10 protein-coding genes are annotated in these 14,278 nt (G+C 70.3%); 5 read left to right on the forward strand and 5 right to left on the reverse strand.

Translation table 11 applies throughout. The features are described 5' to 3' along the window. Positions 1–213: 213 nt before the first annotated feature. From V1460_RS11615 to V1460_RS11630, 4 genes are read left to right on the forward strand one after another with little or no spacing between them, the layout of a single operon-like run. Positions 214–2,439, forward strand: coding sequence for a HAMP domain-containing protein (locus V1460_RS11615; RefSeq protein WP_407077437.1), 2,226 nt, complete (start codon positions 214–216; stop codon positions 2,437–2,439). Between the two features lie 5 nt (positions 2,440–2,444). Then, the gene (gene pgsB, locus V1460_RS11620; RefSeq protein WP_338673667.1) at positions 2,445–4,355 is read left to right on the forward strand and encodes a poly-gamma-glutamate synthase PgsB; all 1,911 of its coding nucleotides are present in this window, start codon (positions 2,445–2,447) and stop codon (positions 4,353–4,355) included. Next, positions 4,352–4,834 (forward strand): poly-gamma-glutamate biosynthesis protein PgsC/CapC, encoded by a 483-nt coding sequence (locus tag V1460_RS11625; protein ID WP_338673668.1) that lies wholly within the window; start codon positions 4,352–4,354, stop codon positions 4,832–4,834. Before pgsB ends, V1460_RS11625 begins: the two co-directional genes overlap by 4 nt. Before the next feature lie 21 nt (positions 4,835–4,855). After that, on the forward strand, positions 4,856–5,929 hold the full coding sequence (locus tag V1460_RS11630) for an NlpC/P60 family protein (protein WP_338673669.1): 1,074 nt from the start codon (positions 4,856–4,858) through the stop codon (positions 5,927–5,929). 150 nt (positions 5,930–6,079) lie between these two features. Here the strand turns inward: V1460_RS11630 and V1460_RS11635 are convergent, their stop codons facing one another. The 5 genes from V1460_RS11635 to V1460_RS11655 form a co-directional block, all read right to left on the reverse strand. Continuing rightward, the gene (locus V1460_RS11635) at positions 6,080–8,209 is read right to left on the reverse strand and encodes a 3-hydroxyacyl-CoA dehydrogenase NAD-binding domain-containing protein (RefSeq protein ID WP_338673670.1); all 2,130 of its coding nucleotides are present in this window, start codon (positions 8,207–8,209) and stop codon (positions 6,080–6,082) included. Positions 8,210–8,273: 64 nt separating this feature from the next. Next, on the reverse strand, positions 8,274–9,500 hold the full coding sequence (locus V1460_RS11640; protein WP_338673671.1) for an acetyl-CoA C-acyltransferase: 1,227 nt from the start codon (positions 9,498–9,500) through the stop codon (positions 8,274–8,276). A gap of 257 nt (positions 9,501–9,757) precedes the next feature. Next, a complete protein-coding gene (locus V1460_RS11645) occupies positions 9,758–11,038 on the reverse strand; it encodes a ribonuclease D (RefSeq protein ID WP_338673672.1) in 1,281 nt (426 codons plus the stop codon). Positions 11,039–11,116: 78 nt separating this feature from the next. Next, positions 11,117–11,779, reverse strand: a complete 663-nt coding sequence (locus V1460_RS11650; protein WP_242330499.1) for a response regulator transcription factor — start codon at positions 11,777–11,779, stop codon at positions 11,117–11,119. Positions 11,780–12,153: 374 nt separating this feature from the next. Next, positions 12,154–12,798, reverse strand: coding sequence for a DUF3000 domain-containing protein (locus tag V1460_RS11655; protein ID WP_338673673.1), 645 nt, complete (start codon positions 12,796–12,798; stop codon positions 12,154–12,156). Positions 12,799–12,908: 110 nt separating this feature from the next. Between V1460_RS11655 and hemE the strand changes: the two genes are divergently transcribed. After that, entirely contained in the window at positions 12,909–13,988 is a 1,080-nt protein-coding gene (gene hemE, locus V1460_RS11660) for a uroporphyrinogen decarboxylase (protein WP_338678004.1), read from the forward strand. Positions 13,989–14,278: the final 290 nt, after the last annotated feature.

Genomic DNA, 14,278 nt, shown 5'->3' on the forward strand with positions numbered 1-14,278 from the left:
GTTCCTGTCTGACATGCGTGGCTCCTGGAGGGGCGCCATGCGGCTTGAGCCGTGCCCGACCCGAGGGTGCCGCTGCGCCCCGTGTCCAGGTTTCGCTCCGGGTTTCACATCCGGGTTCCGTGCCCGGATCTCCATGACTCTCGAAGGATGAGGTGCTCCGTCTTGGCCGCTTCGACCGCGAAGCGGCGGCATAAGGTCCGCCGAAGGGCTGACATGTCCTTGATAGGTGGAATACGTCCGCCTATCGCCGTACTGTCTGTTCTGCTCCTTGCTCTGGCGGGCATAACCGCCCTCTCTCTCGGCCGTGTCGGAAGCGACCGCGTGCCCCAAGCCGTCATGACGTCCCAGCAGCACTTCGCCGAGGACGGCGCCATCGGCCTGCGCGCCTCCATCGACGAGAGCGTCACCGACCTGACGCGTACGGCCGAGCTCTTCAACGCGGCCGACCCGGCACCGGCGGACGCCGTCCTGGACAAGCTGGGCAACGTGTACCAGAAGTGGCTGGGCACGGCCGTCGTCGAGATCAAGACCGGCAAGCTCCTCGCCGCACGCGGCGAGAACGTCCCCCTGCCCGCGATCGACCGTTCCAAACTCAGCGACGAGAACGGTCTCGCACCGCGCATGGTCCGGCTCCAGAACGGCGAGACCCGACTGCTCGCCTTCGCCGTGCTGCATTGGCAGGGGCAGCCGCAGAAGCTCCTCGTCGCGTCCAGCGGGCTGAAGTTCCCCGGGATCAGCCTCGGCGGTTTCCGCTCCATCGCCGTGCTCGACCAGCAGGGCACCGTGCTGAGCCAGGACGGCATCCCCGAGCCCGAGCAGGTGAAGTCCGAGTACGAGCGCGATGAGGCCGCCGAGTCCAGGCGCGAGCTGAAGGCCTTCGCCAAGACCGTGGCCCAGAAGGCCCGGGAGCACCCCGTCAAGGCCAAGGAACCCGGTGCCGGCGGGTTCCTCGGCGTCAGCGGCAGCCTCACAGGCGGCCGCTACCTCGGTGACCGCTCCATCGCCGGATACGCCACCCTCGCGGGACCCACGGCCGGTGAGTCGACCGTGGCGACCAGCCTGGGTCTCACCGTCGTCGCCATGGTCAAGGTCGGCGAGGACCCCACGGTGACCAGCAGCCCGGTGTTCGGCCTGGCCGCCGCCGGCGCGCTGCTCCTCATCGGAGGCGTGACCGTGGCATTCCTGATCGGCACCGTGCAGCGCCCGCTGATCCGCCTGTTCCTGGAGAGCCGGCGCCTCAGTCGCGGTGACCTCACCCGCCCGGTCACCTCGCCCCGCTACGGCGAGGCGGCACGGATCGGCGCCGCTCTCGAACGCCTGCGGCGGCAGCTCCAGGGCGAACCGGCCGAGGCTCCGGCCACACCCCGGCGCCGGCGCCTCGGCGCTCGGCTCCTGCTCGGCGTCTGCGCGGTGCTCCTGCTGGCCTGGTCCGCTCCGCTCCTGCTCGTGCTCAACCGGGCCGGCGACACCGTCGTGGTGCCGCAGCAGATCGTGAACGACCAGCGCGAGCGCACCGACACCCTCAGCGACCGGGTGCGCAGGGCGCTCAACGAGGGCCACGCCGACCTCATGTCGGTGGCCGCCCTGCTCGGCGACCGGACCAAGCCGGACCAGATGACCGAGGTCCTCAAGCGGACCATGGCGCAGCACCTGCGGTACGAGACGATGTACGTCCTCGACGGGAACGGCACCGTGCTCGCCCAGGCGGGCGGCGAACCGCACACCACCCCGGGCAAGGGCCCGTCGGGCGATCAGATCCGCGTCCTCGACACGGGCAAGGAGCCGGTGATCATCGGCACCGCCGAGGTCAACGGCCGCAAGGGCGCTGCCGTGGTGGGCGAGTTCCGCATCGACTTCCTGAACTCGCTGCTCAAGCGGCCGGGCCTGGGTGAGGTGCGGGTGGTGGATGCGCAGCGCCGTGTCCTCGCGGGCAACAACGGCTACTTCGCCTTCGAGAAGCTGCCGAGCGCCCGTCTGGAAGGGCTGGCCAACGGAGCCAACCGGAAGGCCGGCACGAGTACGCGGCCCAGCGGTGTGCTGTTCCGGGACGGCGACGACATCCAGATCGCCGGTGCGGCTCCCTTCGCGGGCGGTGGTGCGGCGAAGTCCCTCGGCTGGACCGTCGTCAGCTGGCAACCGGCATCCGGTCTGAAGATCCCCGAGTACCACCGCCAGAACCTCACGGTACTCGCGGGTCTGCTCGGCGTCACCGCTGCGACGGCGTGCCTGGGCTGGCTCCACATCATCGTGATCCGGCCGCTGCGCGCCCTCGCCGACCAGGCGGAGGCGCTCGCGGACGGAGACCGCCGCACCGTTCTGTATCCGCGCCACCACGACGAGGTGGGCGCCGTCGTCCGCAGCCTTGAGCTGATCCGGCAGCAGCTGCCGGGACAGCAGCGCAAGCGCGACGGCATGACCTCCCTCGCCGGAAGGAACTGACGACCGTGCTCTTCCTCTACGTAGTGCTGGTGGCGTGCAGCGTCATCCTGCTGATCGCGGGGATCATCGAACAGCGGCGGCACTTCGCCAATCTGGAGAACATCCCTTCCCGGGTGCTCGTCAACGGCATCCGCGGCAAGTCCTCCATCACCCGGCTGTGTGCGGGAGCCCTCCGGGGCGGCGGACTGACCACGGTCGCCAAGACCACCGGTACGGCCGCCCGCTTCATCCACCCCGACGCGACCGAGGAGCCCGTCTACCGCAAGTTCGGCATCGCCAACGTGGTCGAGCAGATCGGCATCGTCCGCCGGGCCGCCGCGTACAACCCCGACGCGCTGGTCATGGAGTGCATGGCTGTCATGCCCGCCCTCCAGGAGATCAACCAGTCCAAGCTGATCCGCTCCACGATCGGCGTGCTGTGCAACGTCCGTGAGGACCACGTCGCCGAGATGGGCCCGACGCTGGACGACATCGGCCGTTCGCTGTCCCGCTCCATGCCGCACGGCGGCATCTGCGTCACCGCGGAGAAGGAACGTTTCCACGTTCTCCAGGAGGAGGCCGACAAGCGTGACTGCCAGCTGATCTACGCGGACCCCGAGATCGTCACCGACGAGGAGCTGCGCGGTTTCAGCTGGTTCACCTTCAAGGAGAACGTGGCGATCGCGCTGGTCGTCGCCGACCTGCTCGGCGTGGACCGCAAGACCGCGCTCCAGGGCATGTACGACGCCCCGCCGGACCCGGGCGTGCTGTCCGTCGAACGGTATGTCACCCAGGACGGCAAGAAGCTGCGCTTCGCCAACGTCTTCGCGGCCAACGACCCCGAGTCGACGCTGATGAACATCAACCAGCTCCTCGACCTCGGCGCGATCAACCGCCCGCTGAACGTGGTGATCAACTGCCGTCCCGACCGTGTCGAGCGCAACGGTCAGATGGGCCAGATCGTGCCGGACCTCGAACCGGACAAGGTGTTCGTGATCGGCCACCCGGCCAAGAGCGCCATCGACGCGATCCCGGCCGAGTGGCGCGACCGCGCCGTCGACCTCGGCGGCGAAGGACGCGACGGCGAGGAGTTCATGCACGAACTCATCGGACACCTCGGCCCCGACTCCTCGCTCGTGGCCATCGGCAACATCCACGGCCAGGGCGAGATACTCCTGGAGCACCTGGCGGAGCTCCCGGCCGACGAGAGCGCAGCAGGCGAAGCCTCCCCGAAGCCCACCGGCGCCGAGCCGGCAGCGGACGAGCCCGGTCTGCAGGCGGCGCCGGCGCATCCGGAGCACAGCGAGACGATGCAGCTCTACGCGCCGCGTATCGACCCGTACCAGCAGTACCCGGAGTCGTACGAGAACCGGTACACCGTACGGCGCGCCGTGCCCCAGCAGCGCGGCGACTGGGCGCCTCAGGACGCCGTACAGCACGCCGACCCGTCCCACGGCGGCGAACCGCAGGGCGGTGTGCCGCACCTGCCGGCCGCGTACGACGCGGCGCTGCCGTCCGGTGACCCGCAGTCCTACGCGGGTGTGCCGCACCTGCCGGCCGCGTACGACGCGGCGCTGCCGTCCGGTGACCCGCAGTCCTACGCGGGTGTGCCGCACCTGCCGGCCGCGTACGACGCGGCGCTGCCGTCCGGTGACCCGCAGTCCTACGCGGGTGTGCCGCACCTGCCGGCCGCGTACGACGCGGCGCTGCCGTCCGGTGACCCGCAGTCCTACGCCGGTGTGCCGCACCTGCCGGGTCCGGACGGCCGAGAGCCCCGGTACGGCGACGGTGCCTCGGCGCAGCCCGACGGATCGTGGGCCGCCGCACGCCGGAACGAGGAGCCACGCGGGCTGTTCGAGCCCCGTGTGCCGCCGACGCCCGTCACCCCTTCCACCGACGACCCCCAGCAGTGGTACAGCTCAGGAGAGCCCCGTTGATCCCCTCCGTCCTCACCCCCGAGATCGCCGCGGTCGGCATCGCCCTCGGGCTGCTCTTCTCCCTGGTCTGCTATCTGACGACCAACCTCTCGCCCGGCGGCATGATCACCCCCGGCTGGCTGGCGCTCACCCTCGTCGAGGACCTGCAGCGCGCCGCGATGGTCGTCGGCGTCACCGTGCTCACCTACGTGTGCACCCTGCTGCTCCAGCGCTACGTCATCCTCTACGGCAAGCGCCTGTTCGCCGCGGTCGTGCTGACCGGTGTGATCCTCCAGGCCTCGCTGATGATCGTGCTCTCCATCGAGTTCCCGCTGATGTACAGCAACCAGACGCTCGGGTTCATCGTCCCCGGCCTGATCGCCTACCAGCTGGTGCGCCAGCCCAAGGGCCCCACGCTGCTGGCCACCGGCTCGGTGACGCTGATGGCCTACGTCGTCCTCACCGCCGGGATCCTCCTCGGCTTCATGCCGTCCGCCTGACCGTCCACCGGAGTCGACCTCATGAGTGCCAAGAAGAAGTCCCGCGCCGTCGTCCACGCGGCGGTGGTGATCTCCCTGCTCGCCGGCAGTGCCTATCTGACCGTCGAGCTACGCAAGGAGGAGCAGGCCAAGGCGCCTGCGGTCCAGGCCGTCACGGACTCCCCGGTGCTCGAGTCGAGTACCGGGCAGGTGAGCGGAAAGCAGACCTGGGAGCGCCTGAAGAACCCGGACCGGTCGGTGCTGCGGGGCGAGGGCGGGCAGGTTCTCGCGACCTTCACCGACCGCGCCCGTACCGCCACTCTCAAGGGCCCCAGCCGTACCTTCACCGAGGCCGCCAACACCAAGTCGCGTGTGGTTACCGAGGACTGGGTGCGGCTGATGCCGGAGACCTGGCGCAAGGGCGCCGAGAAGGAGAAGTGGTTCAAGGACTGGTTCAAGGAGTTCTTCGGCAGCGAGGAGGACGACATCTTCGCCAGCGCCTTCCAGTACATCGAGGGTGCTCCGGTCAAGAAGGACGAGGAGGGCACCTCCTACGCGGGCGACGCCAGCTTCGGTCCGCTCAACCCGAACGGCAGCGCGGGCAACGACCTGCGCGAGGAGCTGTCGGACTTCTACGACTACCTCATGATCCCGTACACCTTCCGTGACGGCACCAGCAAGCAGCCCGAGGACAAGCGCGCCCGTTCCGTCGACTGCTCGGGCTATATGCGCCTGGTCTGGGGCTACCGGGTCCGCTATCCGCTGGCCTCGTCGGACACGACCGGGGACGGTCTGCCCCGCACCGCGAACGGCATGGCCCGTTCCAAGCTGGGCGCCGACGTCATTCCGCTGAAGGGCGTCGCGGCCAAGGACCGGCCCAAGTCCATCGATGTGCTCCAGCCGGGCGATCTGGTCTTCTTCAAGCTGGACGCCCGGACCAAGGACCGGCTCGACCATGTGGGCATGTACCTCGGCCATGACGGCGACGGGCACAAGATCTTCATCTCCAGCCGGGAGGAAGTGAACGGCCCGACGATCGGCGACAAGGGCGGTACCTCGCGACTGGACGGAAACGGGTACTACGCGACCACCCTGCGCAGCGCGAAGCGCCTCTAGTCAGGTCCGACTCGTAGCGCGACGGCGGCCGCACCCGGGAAAGCCCGGGTGCGGCCGCCGTCGTCTTTCCCTCCCGCAGCCGGCGACAACACGAACGGGCCGTACGGGATCGCGATCCCGTACGGCCCGTTCGCCGCTGTGCGCTGTGCCTTACGCGGGGACGCTCGCGACGCCCTGCGGCAGGAACTTCTTGCCGTTGACGCGCTCGGAGACACCCTCACGGTCCAGGTACGGTGTCACGCCACCCAGGTGGAAGGGCCAGCCGGCGCCCGTGATCAGGCAGAGGTCGATGTCCTGGGCCTCGGCGACGACGCCCTCCTCCAGCATCAGACCGATCTCCTCGGCCACCGCGTCCAGGACACGGGCGCGAGCCAGCTCCTCCGTGAGGACGGTGTCGCCCTGCTGGAGGAGTGCCGCGACCTCGGGGTCCAGCTCCGGCTTGCCCGAGTCGTAGACGTAGAAGCCGCGCTTGCCGGCCTCGACGACCGCCTTCAGGTTCGCGGAGACCGTGAAGCGCTCAGGGAAGGCGCGGTTCAGGGTCTCGGAGACGTGCAGGCCGATGGCGGGGCCGACCAGCTCCAGCAGCACCAGCGGGGACATCGGCAGGCCGAGCGGCTCCACCGCCTTCTCCGCCACGGCGACCGGGGTGCCCTCGTCGATGATGTTCTGGATCTCGCCCATGAAGCGGACCAGGATGCGGTTCACGACGAACGCCGGGGCGTCCTTGGTGAGCACCGCGGTCTTCTTCAGCTTCTTGGCGACGCCGAAGGCCGTGGCCAAGGAGGCGTCGTCGGTCTGCTCACCGCGGACGATCTCCAGCAGCGGCAGGACCGCGACCGGGTTGAAGAAGTGGAAGCCGACCACACGCTCCGGGTGCTGGAGCTTGGAGGCCATCTCGGAGACCGACAGCGAGGAGGTGTTGGTGGCGAGGATCGCGTGCGCCGGGGCGACGGCCTCGACCTCCGCGAACACCTTCTGCTTGACGGTCATCTCCTCGAACACGGCCTCGATGATGAAGTCCGCGTCCGCGAAGCCCTCGGCCTTGTCCAGGACACCGCTGACCAGCGCCTTGAGGCGGTTGGCCTTGTCCTGGTTGATCCGGCCCTTGCCCAGCAGCTTCTCGATCTCGGCGTGGACATAGCCCACACCCTTGTCGACGCGCTCCTGGTCGATGTCGGTGAGCACCACCGGCACCTCGAGGCGGCGCAGGAACAGCAGCGCCAGCTGAGAGGCCATCAGGCCGGCGCCGACGACGCCGACCTTGGTGACCGGGCGGGCCAGGCTCTTGTCCGGGGCACCGGCCGGGCGCTTGCCGCGCTTCTGCACCAGGTTGAAGGCGTAGATTCCGGAGCGCAGCTCGCCACCCATGATCAGGTCGGCGAGGGCGGCGTCCTCGGCGTCGAAGCCCTTCTGGAGGTCGCCCTCCTTGGCCGCCTCGATGATGTCCAGGGCGCGGTACGCGGCCGGGGCCGCGCCGTGCACCTTGGAGTCGGCGATGAACCGGCCGCGGGCGACGGCCTGGTCCCAGGCCTCACCGCGGTCGATCTCGGCGCGCTCCACCGCGATCTCGCCCTTGAGGACGGACGCGGTCCAGATCAGCGACTGCTCCAGGAAGTCGGCGCCTTCGAAGATCGCGTCGGCGATGCCGAGCTCGAAGACCTGCTTGCCCTTGAGCTGCTTGTTCTGGTTGAGCGAGTTCTCGATGATCACCGAGACGGCCTTGTCCGCGCCGATCAGGTTCGGCAGGATCGCGCAGCCGCCCCAGCCCGGGACCAGGCCCAGGAAGACCTCGGGCAGCGAGAAGGCCGGCACAGCGCTGGAGACCGTGCGGTACGAGCAGTGCAGACCGACCTCGACACCGCCGCCCATCGCCGCGCCGTTGTAGTACGCGAAGGTCGGGACGGCGAGCGCGGACAGCCGCTTGAAGACGTCGTGGCCGCCCTTGCCGATGGCCAGCGCGTCCGAGTGCTGCTTGAGCAGCTCGACGCCCTTGAGGTCGGCGCCGACGGCGAAGATGAACGGCTTGCCGGTGATGCCGGCACCGACGATGGCGCCCTCGGACGCCTCCTTCTCGACCTGGTCGATCGCGACGTTCAGGTTCGCGAGCGACTGGGGGCCGAAGGTGGTCGGCTTGGTGTGGTCGAAGCCGTTGTCCAGCGTGATGAGGGCGAACTTGCCCGCGCCGCCGGGCAGATCGAGGTGGCGTACGTGCGCCTGGGTGACGACCTCGTCCGGGAACAACTCGGCCGCGCCCTTCAGGAGCTCAGCGGTGGTGCTCATGCCGCAACCTCGCTTCGCTGGGTGAGGCACTCGCTCATGCTGCACGTCTCCATGGTTCGCTCGCTCACTTGTTGCCTCCGGCGTCCTTGTGGTGCGGGTTCTCCCAGATCACGGTGGCGCCCATGCCGAAGCCGACGCACATCGTGGTGAGGCCGTAGCGGACCTCGGGCTGCTCCTCGAACTGGCGTGCCAGCTGCGTCATCAGGCGGACGCCGGAGGAGGCGAGTGGGTGACCGAACGCGATGGCGCCGCCGTACTGGTTGACGCGGGCGTCGTCGTCGGCGATGCCGTAGTGCTCCAGGAAGGCCAGGACCTGGACGGCGAAGGCCTCGTTGATCTCGAACAGGCCGATGTCGTCGATGGAAAGACCGGCCTGGGCGAGGGCCTTCTCGGTCGCCGGGATCGGGCCGTAGCCCATGACCTCGGGCTCGACGCCGGCGAAGGAGTACGAGACCAGGCGCATCTTGACCGGGAGGTCGTTCTCCCGGGCGAAGTCCTCGGAGGCGATGAGCGAGGCGGTGGCGCCGTCGTTCAGGCCTGCGGCGTTACCCGCGGTGACGCGGCCGTGGACGCGGAACGGCGTCTTCAGGCCCTGGAGGTTCTCGAACGTGGTGCCCGGTCGCATCGGCTCGTCTGCCGTGACCAGGCCCCATCCGGTCTCGCCCGCTTCGGGGTTGGTACGGCGCACCGAGACCGGCACCAGGTCCTGCTGGATCTTGCCGTTGGCGTACGCCTTGGCGGCCTTCTCCTGCGAGCGCACGGCGTACTCGTCGGCGCGCTGCTTGGTGATGGTGGGGTAGCGGTCGTGCAGGTTCTCGGCGGTCATGCCCATGAAGAGGGCCGACTGGTCGACGAGCTTCTCCGACACGAAGCGCGGGTTCGGGTCGACGCCCTCACCCATCGGGTGGCGGCCCATGTGCTCGACGCCGCCTGCGATGGCGATGTCGTACGCGCCGAAGGCGACGCCGCCGGCGACCGCGGTGACGGCGGTCAGCGCGCCGGCGCACATGCGGTCGATCGAGTAGCCCGGCACGGACTGCGGCAGCCCCGCGAGGATGCCGGCGGTACGGCCGATGGTCAGACCCTGGTCGCCGATCTGCGTGGTCGCGGCGATGGCGACCTCGTCGATCTTCGCGGGGTCGAGATCCGGGTTGCGGCGCAGCAGCTCCCGGATGGCCTTCACGACGAGATCGTCGGCGCGGGTCTCGTTGTAGATGCCCTTCGGGCCCGCCTTGCCGAACGGGGTGCGGACGCCGTCGACGAAGACGACGTCCCTGACGGTACGAGGCACGATGGCTCTCCTCCAGGGTGCGGGATGGCACTGCTGCGCATGCGCGGCTAAGCGCACGCTTGCCCTCATGCTACTTGCGGGTAACTGTGATGCCCACACCTGGAGCGTGGAGCGGCGAAGGTCACACCGTGTCGGTGTGGTCGCGCACCTGCGGACCGGATCGCCGGACTCGGCCGCGCCTCAGAGCACCCGCGGCGCGGGGTGGGCAGGATCGCCCCGCGCCGAGGTCCGAAGGTGGCCGCGTGACCGCGGCGGCCTCAGGGCTGCGCGGAGAGGGCCCTGGTGAGCAGAGGGGTCACCTGCTCGACCTGCCACTCGCGCGCGCCGAACGAGCGCAGGGCGGACGACACCTCCTCGGGAACCGCGACCGGAGGCTCCCAGCAGACCCGGCGCACCGTGTCCGGTGTGATCAGGTTCTCCTGAGGCAGGTTCAGCTGCTCGGCCAGAGCCGAGACCGACGCTCTGGCAGCGGACAGGCGGGCCGCCGCGGCGGGATCCTTGTCGGCCCAGGAGCGAGGGGGCGGCGGACCGGCCAGCGGCTGCCCCGGCTGCGGCAGTTCGGCGTCCGACAGGGTCCGTGCCCGGTCGATCGCAGCCTGCCACTGTTCGAGTGCGCGCCGCCCCATCCGGTGCCCGAAGCCGGTCAGTGCGGTCAGCGCCTGCACGTTCACGGGCACGGCGAGGGCGGCCTCGATGATCGCCGCGTCGCTCAGTACCTTGCCCGGCGAGACGTCGCGCCGCTGCGCCACCTTGTCGCGGGCCGTCCACAGCTCTCGCACGACCGCCATCTGCCGCCGCCGCCGCACCTTGTGCATGCCCGAGGTGCGCCGCCAGGGGTCCTTGCGCGGCGGGGCGGGCGGGGCCGAGGCGATCGCATCGAACTCCTGCCGGGCCCATTCCAGCTTCCCCTGACGGTCCAGCTCCTTCTCCAGGGCGTCCCGCAGGTCCACCAGCAGTTCCACATCGAGTGCCGCGTACCGCAGCCAGGGCTCAGGCAGGGGACGGGTCGACCAGTCCACCGCCGAGTGGCCCTTCTCCAGCGCATAGCCGAGCACCGACTCGACCATCGCGCCGAGTCCCACCCGGGGGAAGCCCGCCAGCCGTCCGGCCAGCTCGGTGTCGAAGAGCCGGCTCGGCACCATGCCTATTTCCCGTAGGCACGGCAGGTCCTGGGTGGCCGCGTGCAGGATCCATTCGGTCCCGGCCAGTGCCTCGTCGAGACCGGAGAGATCGCCGCAGCCGACCGGGTCGATCAAGGCCGTGCCCGCGCCTTCCCTGCGCAGCTGGACGAGGTACGCCCGCTGGCCGTACCGGTAGCCGGACGCGCGTTCGGCGTCCACGGCCACCGGTCCGCTCCCGGCGGCGAACGAGGCGATGACGGAGTCGAGCTCCTCGGGCGTCGAGAGTACCGGCGGGATGCCCTCGCGCGGCTCGAGTAGAGGGATCGGCGCCCCATCGACCGTGAGGCCGTCGTCCGGGGGGCCGCCCCCGGGGGTACGCAGGTCTGGAACTGCTGCGGTCTCTTGGGCGTCGGTCACCTGTCAAGGGTATCTGTGAACGGAAGCCGCCCGTCGACGGAACGTTCCGTCGACGGGCGGCAGCCCTTTGCGGAAGTATCAGTGGATGATGCCGGTACGCAGCGCCACGGCCACCATTCCGGCCCGGTCGCCGGTGCCGAGCTTGCGCGCGATCCGGGCGAGGTGGCTCTTCACGGTCAGGGCCGAAAGGCCCATCGACACTCCGATGGCCTTGTTCGACTGGCCCTCGGCGACGAGCCGGAGCACCTCCACCTCGCGCCCGGACAGCTCGCGGTATCCGCCGGGGTGGCTCGGGGCGCCGGGGGGGCGGCGGTGCAGCCGGGCGGCTGCCGAGCCGATGGGCGCGGCGCCGGGACGGGTGGGGTGGCCGAGATTGGTGCGGGTGCCGGTGACGACATATCCCTTGACCCCGCCTGCCAGGGCGTTGCGCACGGCGCCGATGTCATCGGCCGCGGAGAGCGCCAGCCCGTTGGGCCAGCCGGCCGCACGGGTCTCGGAAAGCAGGGTGAGCCCGGAGCCGTCGGGCAGGTGGACGTCGGCCACGCAGATGTCGCGAGGGTTGCCGACGCGGGGGCGGGCCTCCGCGATGGACGACGCTTCGATGACGTCACGTACTCCGAGGGCCCACAGATGGCGGGTCACGGTGGAACGGACGCGCGGGTCGGCCACGACGACCATGGCCGTCGGCTTGTTCGGGCGGTAGGCGACCAGGCTTGCGGGCTGCTCGAGGAGAACGGACACCAGGCCTCCTGGAAGGTGGGGGGACGGGGCCGGCTCGGGGGATGAAGCCGGGGCGAACCGTGCTTGAAGGGTCACCACCTCTTCGGCAGCAATCTCGCGCGCCTTTAGGGAATGATCACGATTTGGTGAGTAACAATTCCGGCAATTCAGACACCTGCGCGGTGTTGCCACCCGCAGGCAGGCCGGTACGCGGGAAGGGACCGCATAGGCGGTGCGGTGTGGTGGCGGCCCACCCGGCACGCGGCCGCCGCGCCCCCGCCGAGCCATTCACGCTGCCGGACCGGCCCGCGAAGGCTGGGGGCGGGCGCGCCCGGATGTCCCGGTCGCCGGGTGCCGCGCTGACCTCGCCGGGCTGGGGGCGGACGGGACGGCCCTCAGCGTGCGTGGGGGCCGCGGCGCTGGGGGAGGGAGACCACGCCGGCGGAGGCGTCGGGAGTCGACGGCGGCAGACCTGCCACCTGGCACAGGAGATCGCACCAGGCCGCCAGATGCGCAGCGGTGTCCGGGACGCCGTCGCGGCCCTCGCTCGGGGTCCAGGACGCCCGGATCTCGATCTGGGTCGCGGGGCGGCGCTCGGCGAGGGCGCCGAAGTAGTGCGAGCCCGCTCGGGTGACCGTGCCGCCCGCCTCGCCGTGGAACAGACCGCGCGCCTCCAGCGCGCCCGTCAGCCAGGACCAGCACACCTCGGGCAGCAGCGGGTCCGCCGCCATCTCCGGTTCCAGCTCCGCCCGCACCAGCGTGACCAGTCGGAACGTGCCCTTCCAGGCGTCGTGCCCGGCTGGGTCGTGCAGCAGCACCAGACGGCCGTCCGCGAGGTCCTCACCGTCGTCGACGACGGCTGCCTCCAGGGCGTGGGCGTGCGGGGCGAGCCGCTGCGGCGGGCGGGTGCGCTCCACCTCGATCTCCGGCCGGAGCCGGGCGGCTGCGAAGGCGTCCACTGCTTGGCGGAACGCGTGCGGGAGGGCGTTCCGCTCCGCGTCGTCGGAATGATCGGAGAACTGTCCCTGAGCCGCAGCCATGCGGGGAAGAGTAAGCGGAACGGGAGCCGCGTGCAGGGAGGACACCCGGCTGGGCGTGCTGCTCGCGCCCACATGCGAAGATTCTGGGCGTGAGCGCCAATGACCTTCCCCTGACTCCCGCCGCCCCGGATGCCACCCGGCTCGCGAGCCCGGCCGCCGCCGCCACCCGTGACTCCGCCTTCATCAAGGCGTGCCGTCGGGAGGAGGTGCCGCACACCCCCGTCTGGTTCATGCGCCAGGCAGGGCGTTCGCTGCCGGAGTACCTGAAGGTGCGCGAGGGCATCCCGATGCTGGAGTCCTGCATGCGGCCCGAGCTGGTCACCGAGATCACACTCCAGCCGGTGCGCCGGCACAAGGTCGACGCCGCGATCTATTTCAGCGACATCGTCGTTCCGCTCAAGGCCATCGGGATCGACCTGGACATCAAACCGGGCGTCGGCCCGGTCGTCGCGGAGCCGATCCGCCGCCGTGAGGACCTCGCCCGGCTGCGCGAGCTGACCCCGGATGACGTGGCCTATGTCACCGAGGCCATCGGCATGCTCACCGGCGAGCTCGGCGCCACCCCGCTCATCGGCTTCGCCGGAGCGCCGTTCACCCTCGCCAGCTACCTCGTGGAGGGCGGCCCGTCCCGCAACCATGAGCACACCAAGGCCCTGATGTATGGTGACCCGCAGCTGTGGGCCGATCTGCTGGACCGGCTCGCCGACATCACCGCGGCCTTTCTGAAGGTGCAGATCGAGGCCGGGGCTTCGGCGGTACAGCTGTTCGACTCTTGGGTGGGGGCGCTCGCCCCCGCGGACTACCGGCGCTCGGTGATGTCCGCGTCCGCCAAGGTGTTCGAGGCCGTCCAGGGCTACGGTGTGCCGCGCATCCACTTCGGTGTCGGCACCGGCGAGCTGCTGGGCCTGATGGGCGAGGCGGGTGCGGATGTCGTCGGAGTCGACTGGCGGGTCCCGCTGGACGAGGCCGCGCGCCGGGTCGGCCCCGGCAGGGCGCTCCAGGGCAACCTGGACCCGGCCGTCCTGTTCTCATCGCCGGAGGCGATCGAGGCCAAGACCCGCGAGGTACTCGATGCCGCGACCGGGCTCGACGGCCACATCTTCAACCTGGGCCACGGTGTTCTGCCCACCACCGCCCCGGATGCCCTGACCCGGCTTGTGGAGTACGTGCACGGCCGGACCGCGCGCTGACGATCCCAGGGGGCCGCTCCTTATGCCGCTTGATGTCCAGACGTTGACTCTGCCGCAGCAGCAACAGGAGCCGGCGCCGCAGCGCAGACCGGCGCCCCGGCGCGGGCGGATCGCGGCACTGGACGGACTGCGGCTGCTCGCCGCCCTGATGGTGGTCGCGTACCACTACATGGCGTGGGGAGGGACCTGGTCGGTCGCCCCCGAGGTCAAGCACCTACCCGCTGTACCTGCTGCACGAGCAGATCGGCTGGGAGGCCATCGGCGTCCTGGAACCGTACGTACCCGGCTAT

Origin of the sequence: Streptomyces sp. SCSIO 30461 (assembly GCF_037023745.1) — a bacterium.
In the GTDB taxonomy this organism is placed as follows: Bacteria; Actinomycetota; Actinomycetes; order Streptomycetales; family Streptomycetaceae; genus Streptomyces.

Coding starts and splice junctions, on each gene's coding strand:
- V1460_RS11635 (WP_338673670.1), bottom strand. CDS start 8,209: ATGAGCACCACCGCTGAGCTCCTGAAGGGCGCGGCCGAGTTGTTCCCG.
- V1460_RS11630 (WP_338673669.1), top strand. CDS start 4,856: ATGAGTGCCAAGAAGAAGTCCCGCGCCGTCGTCCACGCGGCGGTGGTG.
- V1460_RS11615 (WP_407077437.1), top strand. CDS start 214: ATGTCCTTGATAGGTGGAATACGTCCGCCTATCGCCGTACTGTCTGTT.
- V1460_RS11655 (WP_338673673.1), bottom strand. CDS start 12,798: ATGGCTGCGGCTCAGGGACAGTTCTCCGATCATTCCGACGACGCGGAG.